The following is a 21,294-nucleotide window of genomic DNA, read 5'->3' on the forward strand; positions in this document are numbered from 1 at the left end:
AAAGAAAAAGAGTCCGTTTTAAGGGACTCTTTCTCTTATTTCATAAGTATTTTTAATTATCGTATCAATAGGATTTGACCTGTCTTCTCGTTGACGGATCCATCTTTTTGTGATACATATCGAATAGTATAAGTATACGAACCAGACATCATTTGAGCGCCTTTATACGTACCATTCCATCCATTACCTCTAGTACCAGCTTCGAATGAATTCGTATATTCTTTATGGAAAATAGATTCACCCCAGTTATTATAGATATGAAGATCAATATCTACAGCATAAGCAGGCTCCAATAAAAATTCATCATTGTTTCCATCTCCATTTGGTGTAAATGCGTTAGGTGCATTCATACGAGCTGGACAAATTTGGTTGACATGAATCGTATCCATTGTAGAACATCTTGTAGCATGTGTTTCATCAATAACTAGTACAGTAAAGACTCCAGATCTATCTTTTGTGATAACCCTTGAAGTTTCACCTGTATTCCATTCATATGAGAAGTTATCACCTTCAATTGCAGCAACATCGAGAACATCACCAAACTCAAAACAGAAGGTAGTATCTTCCAATACTTTTCCTGGGTTAGGGTGGAATGTTGCCTGATATTCATGATTAAATTCACAGATTGTACCAGATTCATGTTCTACAATTGTTCTTAGAGAATACGTTCCTGTTTCAAGTACATCAATTGTTGCACTAGTTTCTCCCGTACTCCATTCGAAGGTTTGTACTACACCTGGGTATGCAGGAATTCGACCATCAAATGTAATAGGATCAGTCTCACAAGATTCTTGAACAAAATCTTGAACAACATCAGGTACGATGTGGACAGTCACAGCTTTTGAATTAACACAACCATATTCATTTGTGACAGTTAAGGTATATGTTGTTTCTTCAGAAGGAGCAATGTCAATCGATTGAGTTGTTTGTCCCGTACTCCAATTGTACGTAACAGGTACATCTACTTGTGGAGTAATTGTCGCAGCTGCATCTTGACAAATCCAGATGTCGTCATCCATGGTAATAACAGGAAGTGCATGTACTGTGATACTATCCATAAATGTTGCAGAACAACCACCTGCATTTGTTACTTCTACTAATACCGCAAATGTTCCTGAGGTCGGGTATTGGTAGGTTGGATGTGTTGATGAATTGGTGAAATTAGGTACACTATTTTCATCATAATCAAAATCCCATTTGATTGAAGTAATACGGTTATCTCCTGATGATGATAATTGAGGAGTTGTATTATTAAATGCTGCTATATCTCCAATACAGATGTCACTTGTTGTAAATGAAGGTGTAGGTACTTCGTAGACCTCAACATTTTGTGAGTCGATATTTGAAACACAACCACTAGGAGAAGTAATTCTTAAATTAACAGTATGGGTTCCTATACTTCCAAAGATATGTGTTGTGTCTCCGTAAGACTGGATTTCATAACTACCATTATTGTCAAAGTCCCATTCAAAAATACTTCCGGGTTCAAGTGCAATAGAATTATCTGTTAAGAAATAAACTGTTTCACCTTCACAACCAAAACCGTTTTGAACATTAATATTGGCCACAGGTGTTCTATAGAACTGAATGGTAGTTGTATCACTACTTAGACAACTAGCATCTAATTTATTATTGACCGTTAAAACTACATCAGCAGTGACCATATAACTACCAGAATTAAAAGTAGGATTGGCAAAAGTGGCATTGTATGTATCCAAATTACTTTGTGTAGCAATACTACCTCCTGAAATATTTATCAGCGACCATGAATAATCCATACCACTCCATTGTACTTCACTTGGAGCTAATGAGTACACATGAGTATCACATCCTTGTAGCCCTGTTTGAGGTAAAGTTACCGTAGGTGTTCTTAGGAAAGTAACACCCATTTGATCTGTTGAAGTACCACAGTTATTAAATGAATTTTCTGTTTCCAGCGTTATAAATGCTCTAACATATGATGCATCAGCAGGTATAGTATTAACTATTAATTGTGGATTATAGATAGACATAGATGATAGACTAACATTTGCTCTAGAGTCATAGGTCTGAATATCTGTATCTACTTGGTCAATTCTCCATGTGTAATTAAAGTTGTCTATACTTTCTTCATTTGTAGGACTAACTGTAATTTGAGATGCATTACAAGAAGCTTGAACATCATCTCCTAAAGAAGTATCAGGACTTCTGAAGAAAGTAACATCAATTGAATCTCTAACTGTTAAACAATATGGATTACTTGGGTTAGATATAGTTAATTTATATCTCGCTGTAACTTGTGCTGCACCATTAGGGAACTCAGGGTCAGTTAATCTCATTTGATAGCCTGAACCACTTGGAGTTTCTACAATACTTGCCCCAGTATTATCACTTACATCACTTGTAATAAGTGTTCTTTCCCATGTATAAGTAAAGTTATTCACTTCTGCTTGAGTTGGGTTAATAGTAATAAAACCGGTCTCACAAGAAACAATTGGAGATGATATAAGTGAAACTGTAGGCTGTTTATGGAAACGAATAGTTACAGTTTCTGTATCTGAACAACTACCAACTCTATGTGAGGTATTTAGAGTTGCACTAATTTCAATGTATGAAGCCCCTGTAGGGAAGGTAGGATTACTAAATGTCAACACATGCCCACCACTTCCACTAGAAGTTGTATCAACAGTTCCAGTGTTTAAACTTAAATCATCAGAAATCGAATAACTCCAATTGTAATCAAAATCGCCTACTAATTCTTCTCCGGTTGTGATGACAATATTACCTGTTTCACATTGATCAGCTTGATCAGGGTTGAGAGTGATTTCAGGAGTTCTATAGAATTCTAAAGTTTCATTTCTCGTAGTAAAACAGCTTGAAGGTTGATAGGCATTTCTTGCCATAACATCTACATCAACTGAAACAGTACCAGATCCATTATCGAAAGTTAAACGATCAATATGTAAGCTATCATACGTTGATAATGTATCTATGGTACCACCCGAAGTACTATTTATCGTCCAATCAAATACATAATTATTGACTTGACTATCTGTAATAGGGAAAGTGAGAGCTTTCAGACTTCCGTTTTTTCCACAACCGATTGCAGATGTTAATAAATGAGTAGGAACCACAGGTGTTTTAAAGAAACTAATATCCACTTGTTCAGTGGTAATACAAGGTGAACTTGCATTCGGGTTGGTATTAATGACTTGTAGTTCATACAATACATCAATTTGAGTTTCACCTTGATTAAAGTTTGGTGTATTGACTACAAGATCTCTTACAGTACTGTTAACCTCAGCAACAGTACCATTCGTTTCAGAAATCTTCGTCCATTGATATGTATAATCTGAAATCGTTTCTGAGAATGGGGAGATCGTAATCTGATTAGCACAACTATCATTACTAGCTTTTGTTGCAGTAAAGTTGATATGTGGAACTCTAAAGAAAACCAATGTATGTTGTGCATTATCTCCACATGATGAACCATTTGGATTATTGACATTTAGATCAAGTGTGATTTCAATTTGAGAACGCCCAACTGTAAAATCATCATCTTCAAAATGTAAAGAGAAATTCTGATTACTGGTTTGACCATTGATAATATCAGCATTTGAGCCATTGAATCCATCTATAGAACTAATACTCCAAGTATAATCGTAGCCATTGATGACTTCATTACCAAAAGGTTTTACAGTCACAGTATCTAATGCACATTCCGCATGATTATCTGTAAAAGATATCATTGGTTTACGAGCAAACTCTAATGTGTATGCAGTGTCAGCTGTACAATTTGTATTTAAATGATTATCTGTTTGAACATTAAATGTAGCAGTAATTAAAGAAGCACCATCAGGGAAATCTGAAGGATCAGCATCTATTGTTAGTGCACCCGCAGTTGAGGTATCTATATTATTTAATGTTGTGATTGAAGCATTATTATCTGTGAATATGGTATCAATAGACCAATTGTAATCATAATTATCTGTTCTTGGCTCAACTGTTTGTAGTGTCAAATTGATGTCATCACAGACATTGAATTTATTAGCTGTTAATGATAACATTGCTTCTCTATCAAATACAACCGTTACTTGGTCTGTTGTTGTACAGCCATTATCCATATTCATCACTTGAAGCTCATATATTGCTGTAACCCTCACTGTAGAGTTCGGGAAAGATGGGTTATGGTCTAAAGTGATAGTATGGGTATTTAAGCCACTTTCTAAAGGATAAATACCTGCAGATAATAAATCTGTTCCATCATCTGATAAAATGCTAATTCTATTCCAAGTATAATTGTAACCTGTATTCTCTGCTTCCATAGGGAATAAAGAAACGGAAGTTCCTCTACAAACAGGAGAGAGGTTAAGCATTGATAAATCAGTTAATGGAGTTCTAAAGAATGTGAACGTAAATATTTCAGAATCCGAACATCCACTAAGCGTATTACTTACATCAACACTATATGAAACATCGATTCTATGACTTAATGAATCAAATGATACAACAGAGAAAGAAACGTCTTGTCCATTGTTGATATGAGTAGTATCAATTGTACCACCACTTACACTTACTTGGTTCCAAGTGTAATCAAAATTTGGAATTATTTCAGTGTTGAATGGTCGGATAACGTTTACTTGTTGACATAAAGTACTATCTAATGATTGAGTAGCACTGATAATTGGGTTTCTATAGAATACGGCATCAATAGTATCTCTTTCTTGGCATAAAGTTGAAATCGAGTTTTCTACCATTACTTCATATTGATAAGTCATCATAGCAGCCCCAGTTGGGAAAAATCCTTCCTGATCAATAGGGGTATTTAATACATAAGTATTATTTACTTGACTTACCATAGGAGCAGATAATCCCTCAGCATTTGGATTATGATCTGGTGTGATATTTAATAAGTTCCATGTATAATTAAATTGAGGAACATAGTTCTCTACCGTCTGTAAAGTAATACTATTTGATGAACATACAGATGATATAGTACTGATTGTAGGATCAGGGGTTCTGTAGAACGTAAAGGATACGGTCTCAGAATCTGTACAAGTAGGGGAATCAGAGTTTGTTACTGAAACAGTATAAGTAACATCAATTTGGTTTGAGGTAGGGTCAAATTGTGGAGTATCAAATGTTACATTCTGATTACTATTTGAAGATAAATTAATACTACCTCCATTTACAGAAACTTCACTCCAAGTAACATTATATCCTGAAATTAATTCATTTCCGAATAGTGATATGTCATTTTGATTACCACAGTCGCCTGCAGTAAGAGATTGAACAACATTAATATCAGGAACTCTAAAAATAGAGAAAGAGACATTTTCAGTATCAGTACATAACGTATTACCCAATGTATCACTATTTGATGCAGAAACAGTGTAGCTAACATCAATTCTGTGACTACCCGAATCATATAATGATTTTAGTAATTCGATGTTCTGCGTTGTTTTAGAATATCCACTACCAATATTTAGTTGTCCGCCTAAAACGTTTACACTATCCCAATTGTAGTTGTAACCTGCGATTACTTCACTACCAAATGTAGTAAGAAGATTAAGGGTATCACATGACGTAATTGTTTGAGCTAGATTTAATACAGGTTGTCTATAGAAATAGAATCGGAATGCAGTATCTGCTTCACAAGATGTCACCCCAGGAGTAAACGACAGTGCATTGTTTTCTACCTGTAATGTAACATCAACTAATATTGTATCACTTCCAGAGTTAAATACCGGATTATTTAATGTTAAGTCTTGTCCGTTTAATGAGGAATTGGAAATAGTACCACCAACGGGGTAAATAGTCCATGTGAAATCAAATGAAGAAGCAACATTTTCATTTCCATATGAAGTAATTATATTTTCGATTCCACAACCCGCTAAGCTTTGAGCGATATTTATAGTTGCAGGACGATAGAAAATCATCGTAGTATCCAAATCACTGACACATGAATTTTGGTACGTATTGCTTATCTCAATATTAAATGGAATTTCAATGGTATTACTACCTGGAGCAAATGCATCCATAGGTAATGTAATAGATAGATTTTGACTATTTATTTGAGCTGTAATACTATCTAATACTGCCTGAGGTAAAGTATTGCCATCTGAACCAGCACCTGAAATGCCACTGGTATTTAATGTCCAAGTATAATCAAAACCATTATTGTGTTGGATATTTTCTTGTTTTCCTAAAGGATAGAAGTCAACAGTTAATCCACAATCTTCAGTTCTTTCTTCAACAAAAGCAGTGAAATTAGCCTGACGGTAAAGTGTAGTGGCTAAACTCATAGAGTCTTCACATGCTGGGGAGTTAACGTTAAATGTTTCAATTAAATACCTTGTATCTATGCGTGTCGAATGTAGTGCAAAAGTATCAACGGTCACTGTTAGGTTTTCATCTGTTAATGAAGAATGGTTTACATTACCACCATTAATTGATACTTGCGACCAAGTATTAGCGAAACCAGTAATATTTTCATTAGCAAATGGATATAACGTTAATGCAGCATCACAACTATCTGAACTCGCTCTAGAGTAGGTGATGTTGATTTCTGGTTCTCTAAATAATGAGAACATAAATGTTGTATCATCATCACACATCGACTCACCAGAATTGAGCATTGTAATGTTGTAAGAAGCATCAATTTGAGATTGGCCGGAGTTAAAACTATTGACATTAAATGTAACGGACCTATTTCCATCCAAGACCGCTGGAGTGGAAGTAATTGTACCACCTGTTAGTGAGAGTTGAGTCCAATCAAAGTCAACATCATTCAACATTGCATTATGCGATTCTACTAATATCGAACTTTGACAAGCTCCAGTCATATTAGTAAGCATCATTTCAGGTGTTCTATAGAATTTAAAACTGATAGTATCTTCATCAAAACACTGATTCGATAAAGTATTTACCACTCTTAGTTTATAATATGCATGAATGATGGATTCTAAGGTATTGAAACTATCCACAGAAACGGTCAGTTCTCTTTGCATACTAGATGCATTATCATTTAAAGCACCATTTCTAATAGAATCTAAAGTCCAAATATATACATAGCCATTTACATCATTCGGGAATGGAGAAGCTGTTCCGTTATAATCACAATTATTTAATTTTGAACTTAAGAATGGTGTGTCAATATCTGGCGTTCTATAGAAATTCAAGCTATAATTTACTGTATTCGAACAGGTAGGATCTGCTGTAGCCAAAGTATTTACAGCGGTTAACTGCAATGTGATTTCTATGTGTGATTCATTATCCACAAAATCATCATCTGTAACCGTAAAAGTAGTGTTCTGTGTATTATAGGTATCACCTACACTATAATCGCTGCCGTCATATCCATTAATAGAGGTGATGTTCCAAGCATAATTAAATCCAGCAATACTCTCACTGCCAAAGGGTTGGAGTGTTGAAGTTAGAGCACATGAATCTAATTTGTCTTCTACAATACTAATATCTGGGTATCTATAAAATTGGAATAATATAGTTGTATCTGTTGAAGAACAAATAAGGTTTGAATTACTATGCTGTACATTGAGATCCATATTAAATGAGATCATATTAGAACCTAATGCATAAGCAGAATCAGGAATTGTCAACTCGAAGTTTTGAATATTTTCTTGTGCTATAATACTGTCCAAAACAGATGAGATGAGTGTTCCTCCTATGGCACCGGAAACAGATGAAGCATCAAGTGTCCAAGTGTAATCAAAACCATCACCATGATTAATAATTTCAGTATTACCCAAAGGGAAGGAATGGAATGTTCCACCGCATAGACCTAATGGATCTGTTTGGGTATATGCTGTGAAATTAGGTGAACGATACAAGTTAAATTCTACAGTATCTATATCAGAACATGTTGGAGACAAGCTATTCGTAGCTGTTAATTCGTACTGAACAGTTATCGTTGCAGCATTAAGATCAAATGCATCAACTGAGACATTTAATATATCGTCATTATTTGCACTGTTTTGTATAACAGTACCACCTGATACTGAAATTTGTCTCCATGTTCTATCAAATAATGGAATGGCTTCACCATTGAAAGCTTCCATAATTTCTGTATGTGAACATGAATCTGTTCTAGCAGATAAAAATTCAATTTCTGGAGCTCTATAGAAAGTGACATTGAAAGTGGTATCATCATCACATGTATGCGATGAAGAATTACTAATTGATACAGAATATTGAAGGCCTATTTGAGCAGCATCTGTATCGAATGTTTTCACATCAACGATAAATGAACTATTGTTATTGGTGGAGTCAATGGTACCACCTGTTATGTTATCAAGGTGCCATGAGAATGACTCACCAGCATTTATAAATGCTTCATTCATGGTAGAGAATGTGATTGAAGAATCTATACTGGCACAATTCACTACTTGCTGTGAGAAAGTGATTTCTGGTGTTCGATAAAATTCAAAATTGATATCTTCTTCATCATAGCAGCTTGGCACTTCAGTATTAAAGACTCTTAGTCTGTAAAGGCCATCGATCTGTAAACTATTAGTACTGAAAGAGTCGACATCAATTGTAATCTGACGATCTGATAATGATGTATGGTTAACGTTACCTCCTGTTACAGTTACAGGCATCCAAACATAAGAGAAGCCATTAATATTTGTAGCAAATGGTTCAGACGTACCAATATGATCACAATTTGCAGCTTTAATAAAACTAAACCCAGCATCAATAATCGGAGTTCTATAAAATACCAAAGTATCCACCGCCATATCTTGGCAAGATGTATTAGAAGGGTCTAAGTTATTAGCTACATCGAGTTCGAGAGCAATTACAATTTTAGACTCATTATCAATAAAGTCATCATCTGTTATTGTAATGGTTAGGTCTTGGTTTGTAGATAAATTTCCAACAGATAAATCGTTTGAAACATCGCCATCGTTACCATCATACCCACTAATACTAGCAATTGACCATTGGTAATCAAAACCATTTATCGTCTCTAAACCAAATGGCTGTAATGTTGTGGTATATGCACAGCTATCAGACTTAATGGTCTGCATTGCAATTACAGGAGGACGTTTGTAAGAAATTACAATTGTCGTATCTGTTTGACAAGTAACATCGGCATCAGAGTGTTCGATATGTAAATCAAGTGATAGTTGTATTTCGTTACTTCCAGAAGCAAACTCTGTAATCGGCATATTTAGTATGAAATTCTGCTCATTGGCCTTACTTAAGATAGAATCTAATGTAGCATTAGATAGAGTAGCTCCATCTGCACCTGCACCAGTAACACTATCAAAGGTCCAAGAATAATCAAAACCATCTCCATGATTTATCACTTCTGTAGTTCCTAACGGATACACTTCACCCATTAATCCACAAGAATTTAATGGCATCAATTGACTATAATTACTCAAGCTTGGAGTTCTGTAGAATTGGAATTCTACTGTATCAATGTCCGAACAACCTGTAGCATCAGTATTTTGAACAGTAAGTTCATAAGCTACTACAACATAAGCTGTATCTTGATTAAATGATGTGACATCTACTGTTAAATCTTGGCCAGTAAGTGAACTGGCATTGATAGTACCTCCATTAACATATAGTTCTCTCCATTGATAATTGTAACCGGATATAGTTTCATTACCAAATGGTTTTAGTGTATTGGTACTTGCACATGAGTCAGTACGAGTTTGTGAGAAGGTAATCTCTGGCGTACGGAAGAAAGCGATATTAAATGTAGTATCATCATCACATGAACTTAATGTGGTATTGTCTATGATAAGTTGATATTGAGCGTCTAATCGATGTGATCCTGTTGCGAAGGTATCTACTTCAATTAAGTATTGATTTCCATTATTGACAGTATCTATACTACCTCCTGTAAGTGAGTTGACGTTCCAATAAAAAGTAGCTCCATTTAATGCTTCACTGTTAGCAGTAATCGTATCATTTAATGCACAAGCTAGAGGCGTTGGGTTATATGTGATTTCAGGTGTTCTAAAGAAATTAATGGTATAAGATTCAACGTCAAAACATGTAGGTGACGCAGAATTTTCAACCCTTAATTCATAAGTTGCTGTGATTACAGTAGAATTTAAATCCCATGAAGAAACGGAAACATTAATATCTTTATTAGTTAATGCATCTTCATTTAAAACTCCACCAGTTATTGAAGTTTGGGTCCATGAGTAATCAAAACCAGGAATAATTTCACTTCCTGAAGAAATCTCGGCATCTTTTGCACAAGGATTACCACCAGCTTTTGTTTCGGTAAATACAATATCTGGAGTTCTATAAAAACGTAAAAGTAAATTTCTATTGATCCCACAATGAGGAATAGCATCAGCGCCACCAGGAGCCATTTTTCTTACTCGATTATTGGCGGTTACCTCAAATACATGTGCACCCGTAGCGAAGTCAGCATCAGTAAAAGTGATTGTTCTGATTTGAGCATTAGTATCTGCTGGTAACGTACCTCCAAAACCCGGGCTAGGGTTTCTTAACTGCCATCTGTAATTAAAGTTAAGTGTCTCTGTATGGTGATTTAATGTTACCGATAAATCACATGAATCTAACCTAGTGTCTACTAATGTAAAATCTCTTGGTCTTCTTTCAATCTCAACTCTAAAAGTAGTATCGTTTAAACATGTATTACTGTGTGTGTTCTCTACATGTAAATTAATATCAAACCATAAATTGACTGAATCATCAACAAAGTAATCTTCAAATATATCTAATGATAAGTTTTGGGAAGTATCACTTGCATTCACTTGGTTCACTAGAGCCGTTAAAAATGCTGGATCAATATTGTGGTCAATGGCATTGTTAGACATACTCCAAGTGTAATCATAATCTTCATTATGTGGGAGAACTTCGCTTCCAAAAGGTGAGAAGTTAACCTCGTAAAGATTTCTTGCAGGAGTATTACATTCTTGATAATTATAACTTAAACTAGAAAAATCTGGAGATCTGTAGAAATAAAATTCAATACTGTCTCTATCAGCGCCACCAATAGTATTTACAACATCAATATAAAACTTTGTATGGATTCTTGAACTTCCGTTATCAAAGGTATTTGGTGTAACAGTAAAGTCTTGTAATGATGTGTTTGTAATATTTATGGTACCACCATTTGTAAAAGCATTGCTCCATGTATAAGTGAACCCAGCAATAGTTTCTGAACCAAAAGGTTTAGCAAGATAGCTTGCAGTAACCCCACAATCTACTAATGTTGTATCCAAGTTAATCACTGGCATTCTATGTATTTGAACATCTACAGTATCTAATGTTGAACATGCAGTAGGGTGGTTGTTATCTGTAACTTGCAGTTGATAACGTACATCAATAATTGATTCTCCAGTATTAAAATCAGGTTCATCAACATCTACCGTTGCATTATGAATGTTTAATGCTGATTCTGTGATATTACCATTAGTAGGCCCAGATAATTTGGTCCATAGATATGCAAAATTAGTACTATCATTTGCCAATGGTCTCAGTTGAACTGTAGTTGTATCATTTACGATAATACTATCTTGTCCAATTTCAGGGTCAGGATTTTCTCTAACATAAACTGTGATGCTGTCTATGTCTGTACAACCTCTTGCAGAAGTTACCCTTAACTTGACAGTATATGTTCCCGTTGAAGCATAATCATGTTGAGGATCTGCTACCGTTGAAATATTTCCATCACCAAACTCCCAAAGCCAAGTCGTAATATCATTGACGTTGGCAGGTAAATCTCCTGCAGTGATAAATGGATTTAAGTTGGAATTATCAATCGTGGACTGATCTGTAAACTGCATAGTCTGACCAAGACAAACCTCGTTAGCGACAGGGTTATTTAATCGTTGGGCAGACAAGCCTGCATCAGGTTCCTGGAATATATACACTAATGTACTATCTGCGGTAGGAGTGAAGGTGTGAGTACACCCTTTGTTTGTAGTAACCGTTAGTGTGGTGGTCAAGACTTGATCAAAACCAATCAGCGAGCCATTTCCATCCAACTGTGTTGTAAAATCAATTGTTGGGAATCTATGTAACAAAGTATCAGTACCGCCAAAGTCAATGGTACCATTAGAATTAAAATCCCAATCCCAGCGTACTATTTCATCATCAGTAACAGGGGTGATAGTGGATAAATCATCAAAAGATACACCATAACTTAAACAGTTATTTTGGTATGTAAAGTTGGCTGTTGGGTTTGCATTAACTATCACTGAGTCTTTAGATGTTGTACTAAAGCAACCATCATTTGAAGTCACTCTCAATGCAACAGGATAAACTCCTTGATTTGGAAAAGTATAAGTAGTCACACTATCAGTTGTAGTGATATCGTATGTTCCATCATTATCAATATCCCATTCAAACTGGGCAATTTGCTCATCATTGTATATGCCAAAATCAGTATTTCTAGCATCCAAAGTAGTTGCTGACCCATTACAAACTTCATCATTAACAAAAGCTGCAACAGGAGTGGCATTATAAATGACTCTGATGTCATCGGTCATCACACATTCACTAACATTCAGCTGATTGTTAGAAGCATCATTTTTATCAATGTAATTAGCAATTATAGTAGCTTGAATGGTATATAGTTTTCCATCACTATCATCAGGATCAATAGTAAATGGAGCAGTATCTATAGGACCATGATTAAAAATGACTTCAGAATCATGACCTCCATTAGCTTGGGTAATAGGATTACCATCCACAAACCATCGATACTGAAGTTCCCAATAATACATATACTCTGATGTTTCAATAGTATCAGAAGCATTAAAAGATCCGTTCCAAGAAAGGTCTTCAACATTTAAAGTATATGCCCCAGCATCTGTACATAAAGTTACATCAGGTGAAGAAATATCAGGACAATTTAAAATGGTCATATCACCGGAATAATCAGCTGGATAGGAACACCCATTTTCATCTACAAAAGTAAGACTAGGAGTAATTGTACTCATATTAGCATTACTAATTGTTGAAGGATATACAAACACTTGAGAACTGTCTGTTCCTAGTTGTCCATCACCAGAAGCCCAGTTATATATGGTATTGGTGATATCTGTGTTAGGATCATCCACAGGAAAGGCTACCATTGTTGTTGAAGCAGGTTCAAAACCAATTTTCTTTAATATTTCATATGTACCAGAAGTACCACCCACAACAATAGTTACAGTGTTTGAAACATCTTGACAACCATGATTATCAGTAACAGTTAGTACAGCATCATAAGAACCCGGAGAACTATAATAATGAGTTACACTACCAGAGTTGGTAGTTGCATCTATGGTACCATCATTATCGAAGTCCCATTCCCATAAAGCTATATCAACATCATAGAGATTATCTGATAAATCTAAATCATCTCTTCTAGAAGTATTTCCTGCAGTTTCGTCCGCTAAATCTGTAAAACTCACAAAACCAGGACATACCAAATTATATGTGTTAGGAGTGAAGTCTGCCGCTAAATCCCTCATAGTAGGAACCGTAAATGACAGAACTTGGTCATCGGAACAACCATTTTCATCCACCACTTGAATGGTTAAATTATAAGGACCTGCAGGCAAAGAAACCCTAACAGTGTCATTATTAATTGAATTGGGAGTTACGGCACCGACACCAACACCACCTGTAAATAAGTTGATGGTACTTGTGCTCAAATTATAGACTTCATTATCATCAAGATCAAGTGTTAACTCAGTAATTACTTCATCACAAACATAATCGAAAGCAACAAAGTTGTCATGAGGAAGAGGGAATGTGAAATCTGGTTTAGTTACTGTGATATCATGAGTATATGAAGCAGAACATCCATTAATTGATAATTCTAATGTTATGGTGTGTGCTAAATTTTGAGGACTATTTGGAGTCGAAAATACGATACCAGTTAAATCAGGAACGTTTCCAGAAATAGGTACAGTACCTGATGTTTGAGAGACACCATCTACGAACCATTCATAATCTGGTTGAGTGGGACTGTACATTAAATTTTGCCCTTGAAAAGTGAGGTTGTCCCCAACACAGGCAGCGGCAAGTCCTGTTACATTTACCGAACCACCGGTAATTTGTATTGGCCCTAAGTTCTCACTAAATGTACAACCTCCTGCTGTAGTTACAGTAACAACACCGCTATAAGAACCAGGTGTTGGGAAGGTAGTATTTACGATACTATTATTTGAGCTAAAGCTAAATTGAATACTATTGTCAGCTGTATTTGTGAAAGTCCAATTGTACACTTGGCCAAGATTCCCGTCTCCGGCATCAAATTGTAAAATGCTATTTACACAGGTGCCTGAAGAGGTAGATGGGGAAGGTGATAAAACGGGTAATGGACCCGGCATAACAATGGTAGTGTCTTCAAAATCTGAACAACCTACACCAGGTTCTGTTGCTGTAATTCTAATATCTACAACAGAGCTTTCAGGTATTTCACCCTGAGGGTAACCAGTAAAAGTAGGGAAGGTGGCTTCTGATAAGAAGTTATAATTCTCATCTTTCGTAGATTGAGAGGTCCATGTAACTTCATCACTATTTCCGTTACCTGGTGGATCAATCGTTAATGTCCATTGATAGTCTGTATCTGTTGTTCCTAATGAGTTATTGATGAACGACAAAGTTGTAGGTGCACAATCATCCAAAGTGATTTCATGTTCAGCTTCAGAAGGGTTTATCGTAATAGTTTCTACAGTAGGATCACCTGCACAGCCATTGATCACTGCTCTAATTTCTACTGTAAAAGTGCCCGGTAGTGCTGTTCTTGCACTATCCACAATATCTCCATAATAGAATTGGCCTAGACCAGTGTTACCAACAGTTACCCAATTTAAATTACTAGCATAACGATATTGGTAGACAATAGGGAATTCTCCAGACAGCCCCAATCCTAGAGTATCTGCATGGGTTGTTGTTGAAAAATTGACAGTTGTACCAATACAAATTGTAGATGGGCTAAAATTTAATGTAGGATTATCAAAAACTTCACCCACTAAGTAATTAAAAGCCGGTGAAGAAAAAGTACAGGCACTATTATCCCCAATTGGATCTAATGTAATGTTATGGTAAATGTCATAATCACCATGAGATAAATTGGTAAAAGTGAGTGGATTCACAGTGTAATATGTAGTATCATCATAGGTTTTATTAATCACCATCCATTCTTCAGTATCAACACTAAATGGGTTCGTTACTGTATTTGTATTTCGATCTTCCCATGTAACCGAAGAGGCAAACGAGTCACTTGAAGGTTCGCAGGCAAAATTTGCTCCTGATACTCTTACATCTAATGGAGCAGAATAAACATCAATACTGTTCAAAGCACAATTATCATTGATGTCTCCTGTTTGTGCGTCAAAATACAGTTCAATGGTGTGAGATCCATAACCCGCAACAGCAAGTGTATCAGTAGATTGATTAAACCCTGTAATTGTGGTGCCATCAATAACCCAATAGTAATTTGCTACATTCTGTAGATTGATGGCATTAACGATTACATTGAAATTTTCACTACAGTAATCAGTGTTATTGGCAGCAATACTGATCCCTGCTTGTGGTAAAATAGGTACGGTTTGAACATCTGTAAATTGACAACTATTGTCGGTTAATCCCTGAATAGTTGCCGAAATATTGACATTAATTGGGTTAGGGTTTGGGTTACTGTAAGTATGCGTTGCTACATCTCCAATAACAATGGTCTCTGTGTTCCCATCTCCCCAGTCCCATAATACTTGAAGACCAGAAAATAATGGATCTATTGTTCCAGGAGTGTAACTAACTACATGAGTATTACAGGTACCTGAAATAGATGCTGTACCATATAATGATGAGATATCTCTAAAGTAGATATTTTCGGTTTGTGTGGAAGTACCTGGACAATTATTGGCTTCACTACTCAATGAAACTGTAAAATCAGTCCCATCAGAGCTATCAAATGTATGTTGAATGGCAGCAACATTCGTAGTATCAAACGTCCCATCACCCCAATCCCAAAAATAGGTAGGAGTCACAGTTAAACCATCAGTGTCTATTGATGAAGCAGTAAATGTAATAGTTTGTGTAGAAGCACAGCTAATTGTTTGAGAAGTTGTAAAAGTAGATGTAAAAGGAGCTTGAACGGTTATATAACCTGCTTCATTTGCGATAAATTGACAACCATCAGTAGTTGTACCACTTAGTGCAACATCAAAAGAACCGGAATTATTGATTGTAACTTTTGCGGAATCATTTACAACAGGGTATAATTGATTATCTACTAAAAAATTTAATGATGAAAAGGTTCCTGGAGTAATATTGACTAAAGTGATTTCTTCGCCTACACAAATATTTCGTTTATCTGCATAAAATTGTCCGTCCGGCCTACTGTAAACCTCAATAGCATTATTAGGAATTGTGGCTGTTACAGAACTCGTAGCCCCTCCAAAAGTATCATCATATGTGACTCGAACCCCATAAATACCTGTACTATTGAATTGATGATAGGGTTCAGCAAGATTTGAAAATGGAGTGTAAGTAACACCATCATAAATCTCCCAATTATAATTCGAATATGTATGATTGAGCTGAGGAGAAATAATAAATTGCAAAGCAACACCTCCACATCCACTGATAACAGTATTAGGATCTGTCTCAGTAGAACCTTGATAGACTCTATGTATTGTTTGCCCTAAAAGAGCATTGGCTAAAAGAGTTAGTGTCAAAGTTAGAATCAGCAGTAATGATCGTAATAACGCTTTCGTCATATGGGTTAAGTAGTTCTAGTAGCAGTAATCAAAAGAAAGTTAGGTCTTTCCTTATAAGCAACTTGGGTTATAGATAATTCGCTTTGGGTGTATTTTAATTATACGTATTCATACAATAATGATCCATATTTAATTTAATGAAAATCAAATAGGATCATTGTAGTGATGTAAGTAATATCTTGAAAGAGAATAAAAAAATTGTACTATTCTTATAATAAAGGAGATGGACAAGGTAAATCCATCGGTTTTCTTTTTGGTTTCTTTTTATAGTCCTTGTATAGATTAAAAGTATATTGAAGACTAATTTCGTGAGAATTAGCATGTTGTTGAGGTAAGTCAGATAGTGTTACATCATAACTATAACCAAAGTTAAGGTTTCCGACTTTTATACCTGTCAAAATAACAACAGCATCATGGTTTACTGCATTGTCTTTTTCAGCTCCTTTTATTAATGGTAAACCTCTGTACCATACACCAACTAATAGGGGTTGGTAATGGAAATACATACCTAAACTCAGTTGATCATTTTTACCTTGAGATTGATAATGCATTGCGAATGTAAATGATTTTCGATGGTAATCTGGAATATGTGTATGATGCCCTTTAAATTCTAATGGTATCATATACCCAGCTTCTATTGATACTCTTACAGGTAAGTAGGCTTGCTCTCCAATGAATGAAATATTAGGAGTATTTACATGATATAGTCCCAAACCAACCCAATATTTTTCTCCATACAACATGGCTCCAGTATTTACATCTGCATAACCTACTTGGGTATGAACAAATGGTTCGTTTGTTCCTCCGCCCGTAAAACCAAAGGAATCTAGCTGATCGTTGAAAACTAATGATGATAAATCAAGTTTATTTTGTCCGTAACCAACCTGTAAGCCAACATTAAGGCCAACATATTTTGAAATAGGAATAGTATAAGAGCCAGACACAGTAAAAGTAGAATGCTGTAATGGAGTTCCTTCATTTACACCATAGCTATCATTTTTTATATATCCTCCGAGTGAAAATCTTTTATACTTAAAATTGTGATCAAAAGAAGCCATAAAAGACTGTATTCCGGCAGGTAGTCCTACCCATTGGTTTCTATAATTGATGATGGCTCGTGTTTCCTGACTTGATCCTGTTAGGGCAGGATTAAGGTATAATGGTGTAGCATAGTATTGTGAAAACTGAGTGTCTTGTCCGAATAAATAACTGCTTGTGAGTATGCTGGTTGTGAGAAAGATAAAGCAGAAATAGTTTTTAAAATTAGGTCTCATAAGTAATTAGGTGATTTACTTACAAAACGTATTCTGAAAAAAAATCGTTTCTTCTAAATTGTATTACAACTTACGTCTGCAGAGTTTTTTTCGAAATTCAGTTGTAAAAAAAAGTTTCATTATTTTTGTATTATTTTGAGTCTCTTCTTACTAGTGATATTTTGATATGTAATATTGTTAATTGTAGAAATAGTACTTTTTGAAAGTGATAATTTCCTTTTTGTATTGATATCAAACATTTGTGTAAAAAAAAACTGATCTCAATTTCTTGAAATCAGTTCTTCAAATCTAGAATAAAATTCATTTTTTAGGAATTGCTTACTTCTTCTTCTTGTTTGGTCTTCCATCTTTCATGAAACCAAACCCATTGGTCAGGAGCTTCGCGTATAAATTTTTCAAGTGCCAATGACATATTTTGAGTATTGGTCTTAATATCTTCTTTTAAGTTTCCAGTTTTCTCAAGAGGAACTTCAGGTCTAAACTCTAGTAAATGCTTACCATTACTTTGTAATTTTATCGAAGCAGGAATAATTGCTGAATCCGCTTTTAACGCTAATGTAGCAGCGCCAATAGGAGTAGCAGCAGGTTTTCCAAAGAAGTCCACAAAAGTATTTTGAACTTTATCAGTATCTTGATCAATAAGCAAGAAAGCTAGACCGCCATCTTTCAACTTTTTGAACATTTTAATACTTCCTCTAGGATCAGATCTTTCAACAAAGTCAGCTTGGTCATTTTTATTATGCCTTCTCGTCTTTACTACAAGATCATTTAATTTTTCATCATGTAACTTAGCTCCAATTGCGATACAAGGATAATCACTCATACTAAGATAAAAACCTACCATATCGAAGGCACCTCTATGACAGGTCAATAAAATTACTCCTTTGCCTTTATTGTAAGCATCAATTAGATGTTGTTCACCCTCAACTTCCATTACAGCCGTCAATTCTTCTCTTGTTCTAATAGAAGGGTAACGTACAATATCAGTAAAGTTTTTACCTAAATTTGAAAAAACCTTCTTTGCTATTTTTTGTATTTCAGCATCACTAAGCTCATTTTCATAAGCATATTTGAGATGCTTTAAGGTTAGGTCTCTTGTTTTAGGCATAATGTAGTACACTAAACCTCCAAGTTTTCCAAAAGACCACATTAACATATTTCTTGGTGCCCAATTAGCGAGTTTAATTAACCCTTTGATTAATTGATATAAAAGTTCGTATTTAACTTTTTTCCAACCCTTATGTTGACTCATTAATATATATCTTAAATGTAAAAAGGCAACGAACCTCCGTCCGTTGCCTGAATATTTATTGATAGCTATTGGTTATACATCAACTTTTGCATAACGAGCATTTCTTTCAATGAAATCTCTACGAGGAGCAACTTCGTCACCCATCAACATAGAGAATAAATGATCAGCTTCGGCGGCAGATTCGATATCCACTCTACTCATACTACGGAATTCAGGATCCATAGTTGTGTGCCAAAGTTGTTCTGGGTTCATTTCACCAAGACCCTTATAACGTTGGATGTTCACTTTTCCTTCATCGCCGCCAAATTCTTGGATAGCTCTCATACGATCATCCTCAGACCAGCAATACTTTTCTTGCTTGCCTTTCTTCACTAAGTAAAGAGGAGGTTGAGCAATATATAAGTATCCTTGTTCGATCAATGGTTTCATATAACGGAAGAACAAAGTTAAAATCAATGTTCTAATGTGTGAACCATCGACATCGGCATCGGTCATAATAATGATTTTATGGTAACGTAACTTTTCTAAGTTAAGTTCTTTTTCATCGTTTTCAGTACCAAAACGAACACCTAATGCAGTAATGATATTTTTAATCTCTTCGTTATCGTAGATTTTGTGTTCTTGAGCTTTCTCAACATTAAGGATTTTACCTTTTAATGGAAGAATAGCTTGGAACATACGATCACGACCTTGCTTAGCAGAACCACCTGCCGAGTCACCCTCCACTAGGTATAATTCTGAAACTGCAGGATCTTTTTCAGTACAATCAGATAATTTACCAGGAAGACCAGTACCAGTAAGAACGTTCTTACGTTGTACCATCTCTCTTGCTTTACGAGCAGCATGTCTAGCTTGAGCAGCAGTAATTACTTTTTGTACAATATTTTTAGCCTCTTTTGGATTTTCTTCTAAGAACGTTTTTAATGTCTCAGTTACAGCTGAATCTACCGCTCCAGAAACCTCAGAGTTACCTAATTTTGTTTTAGTTTGACCTTCGAATTGTGGTTCAGGAACTTTAACTGAAATAATTGCAGTTAAACCTTCTCTAAAGTCATCACCAGAGATATCTACTTTTACTTTATCTAATAAACCTGTAGAATCTGCATAAGATTTTAAAGTTCTTGTTAATGAACGTCTAAAACCTGCTACGTGAGTACCACCTTCGTAAGTATTAATGTTGTTTACATAAGAGAATACATGCTCCGAGAATGACGTATTATAAGTCATTGCCACTTGAACTTGAATATTCGCTTTTTCACCCTCCATAAAAATAGGAGTAGCTAGAAGTGATTGTCTTGTATTATCTAAATATGCAACATATTCGCTAAGACCACCTTCAGAATGGAATACTTCACCTACAAACTCACCATCCTCATCTTTTTGACGAAGGTCTTTTAAGTGAATTGTAATACCAGCATTTAAGTATGAAAGCTCTCTTAATCGAGATGCAATAGTATCATAGTTATAAACGCCATGAGTGAAAATACTTAAGTCAGGCCAGAATTGAACTGTTGTTCCTGTGATGTCAGTTTCTCCAATCTGTTTAACATCGTACTGAGGAATACCAGTCTTATATTCTTGTTGGAATATTTTACCGCCTCTATGAACTGTTACCTTTAAGTCTGTAGATAATGCGTTCACACAAGAGACACCAACACCGTGAAGACCACCTGATACTTTGTAAGTGTCTTTATCAAATTTACCACCGGCATGTAGTACAGTCATTACTACCTCAAGAGCTGATTTTTTCTCTTTCGGGTGCATGTCTGTAGGAATACCACGGCCATTATCAGAAACTGTAATTGAATTATCTTCGTTTACAGTTACATATATATCTGTACAATAGCCAGCCATTGCTTCATCAATTGAGTTGTCTACAACCTCCCAAATTAAATGATGAAGACCTTTAATACCAATGTCCCCAATATACATGGCTGGTCTTTTACGAACAGCTTCCAATCCTTCAAGGATCTGGATATTACCGGCTGAATAATTGTCTTTTTTTTCTTCCATATCTTTACTAAAAAATATCTGCGAAGCTACCCTTTTTTGTCATTAA

General features: G+C 35.3%; 4 protein-coding genes. All 4 read right to left on the reverse strand.

The features are described 5' to 3' along the window. Positions 1 to 56: 56 nt before the first annotated feature. Positions 57 to 16,709: a PKD domain-containing protein gene (locus QL232_RS10460; protein WP_281614079.1), complete on the reverse strand. Its 16,653-nt coding sequence runs from the start codon at positions 16,707 to 16,709 to the stop codon at positions 57 to 59. A 209-nt stretch (positions 16,710 to 16,918) separates the two neighbouring features. Then, positions 16,919 to 17,983 carry a type IX secretion system membrane protein PorP/SprF gene (locus QL232_RS10465; protein ID WP_168883098.1) on the reverse strand — a complete coding sequence of 355 codons (1,065 nt, stop codon included), beginning with the start codon at positions 17,981 to 17,983 and terminating at the stop codon, positions 16,919 to 16,921. A gap of 307 nt (positions 17,984 to 18,290) precedes the next feature. Further along, a complete protein-coding gene (locus tag QL232_RS10470; RefSeq protein WP_281614080.1) occupies positions 18,291 to 19,235 on the reverse strand; it encodes a lysophospholipid acyltransferase family protein in 945 nt (314 codons plus the stop codon). Between the two features lie 72 nt (positions 19,236 to 19,307). Next, positions 19,308 to 21,248: a DNA topoisomerase (ATP-hydrolyzing) subunit B gene (gyrB, locus tag QL232_RS10475; protein WP_168883100.1), complete on the reverse strand. Its 1,941-nt coding sequence runs from the start codon at positions 21,246 to 21,248 to the stop codon at positions 19,308 to 19,310. Between the last annotated feature and the right edge of the window lie 46 nt (positions 21,249 to 21,294).

The organism is Flammeovirga sp. SubArs3 (genome assembly GCF_947387565.1).
Taxonomy (GTDB): Bacteria; Bacteroidota; Bacteroidia; order Cytophagales; family Flammeovirgaceae; genus Flammeovirga; species Flammeovirga agarivorans.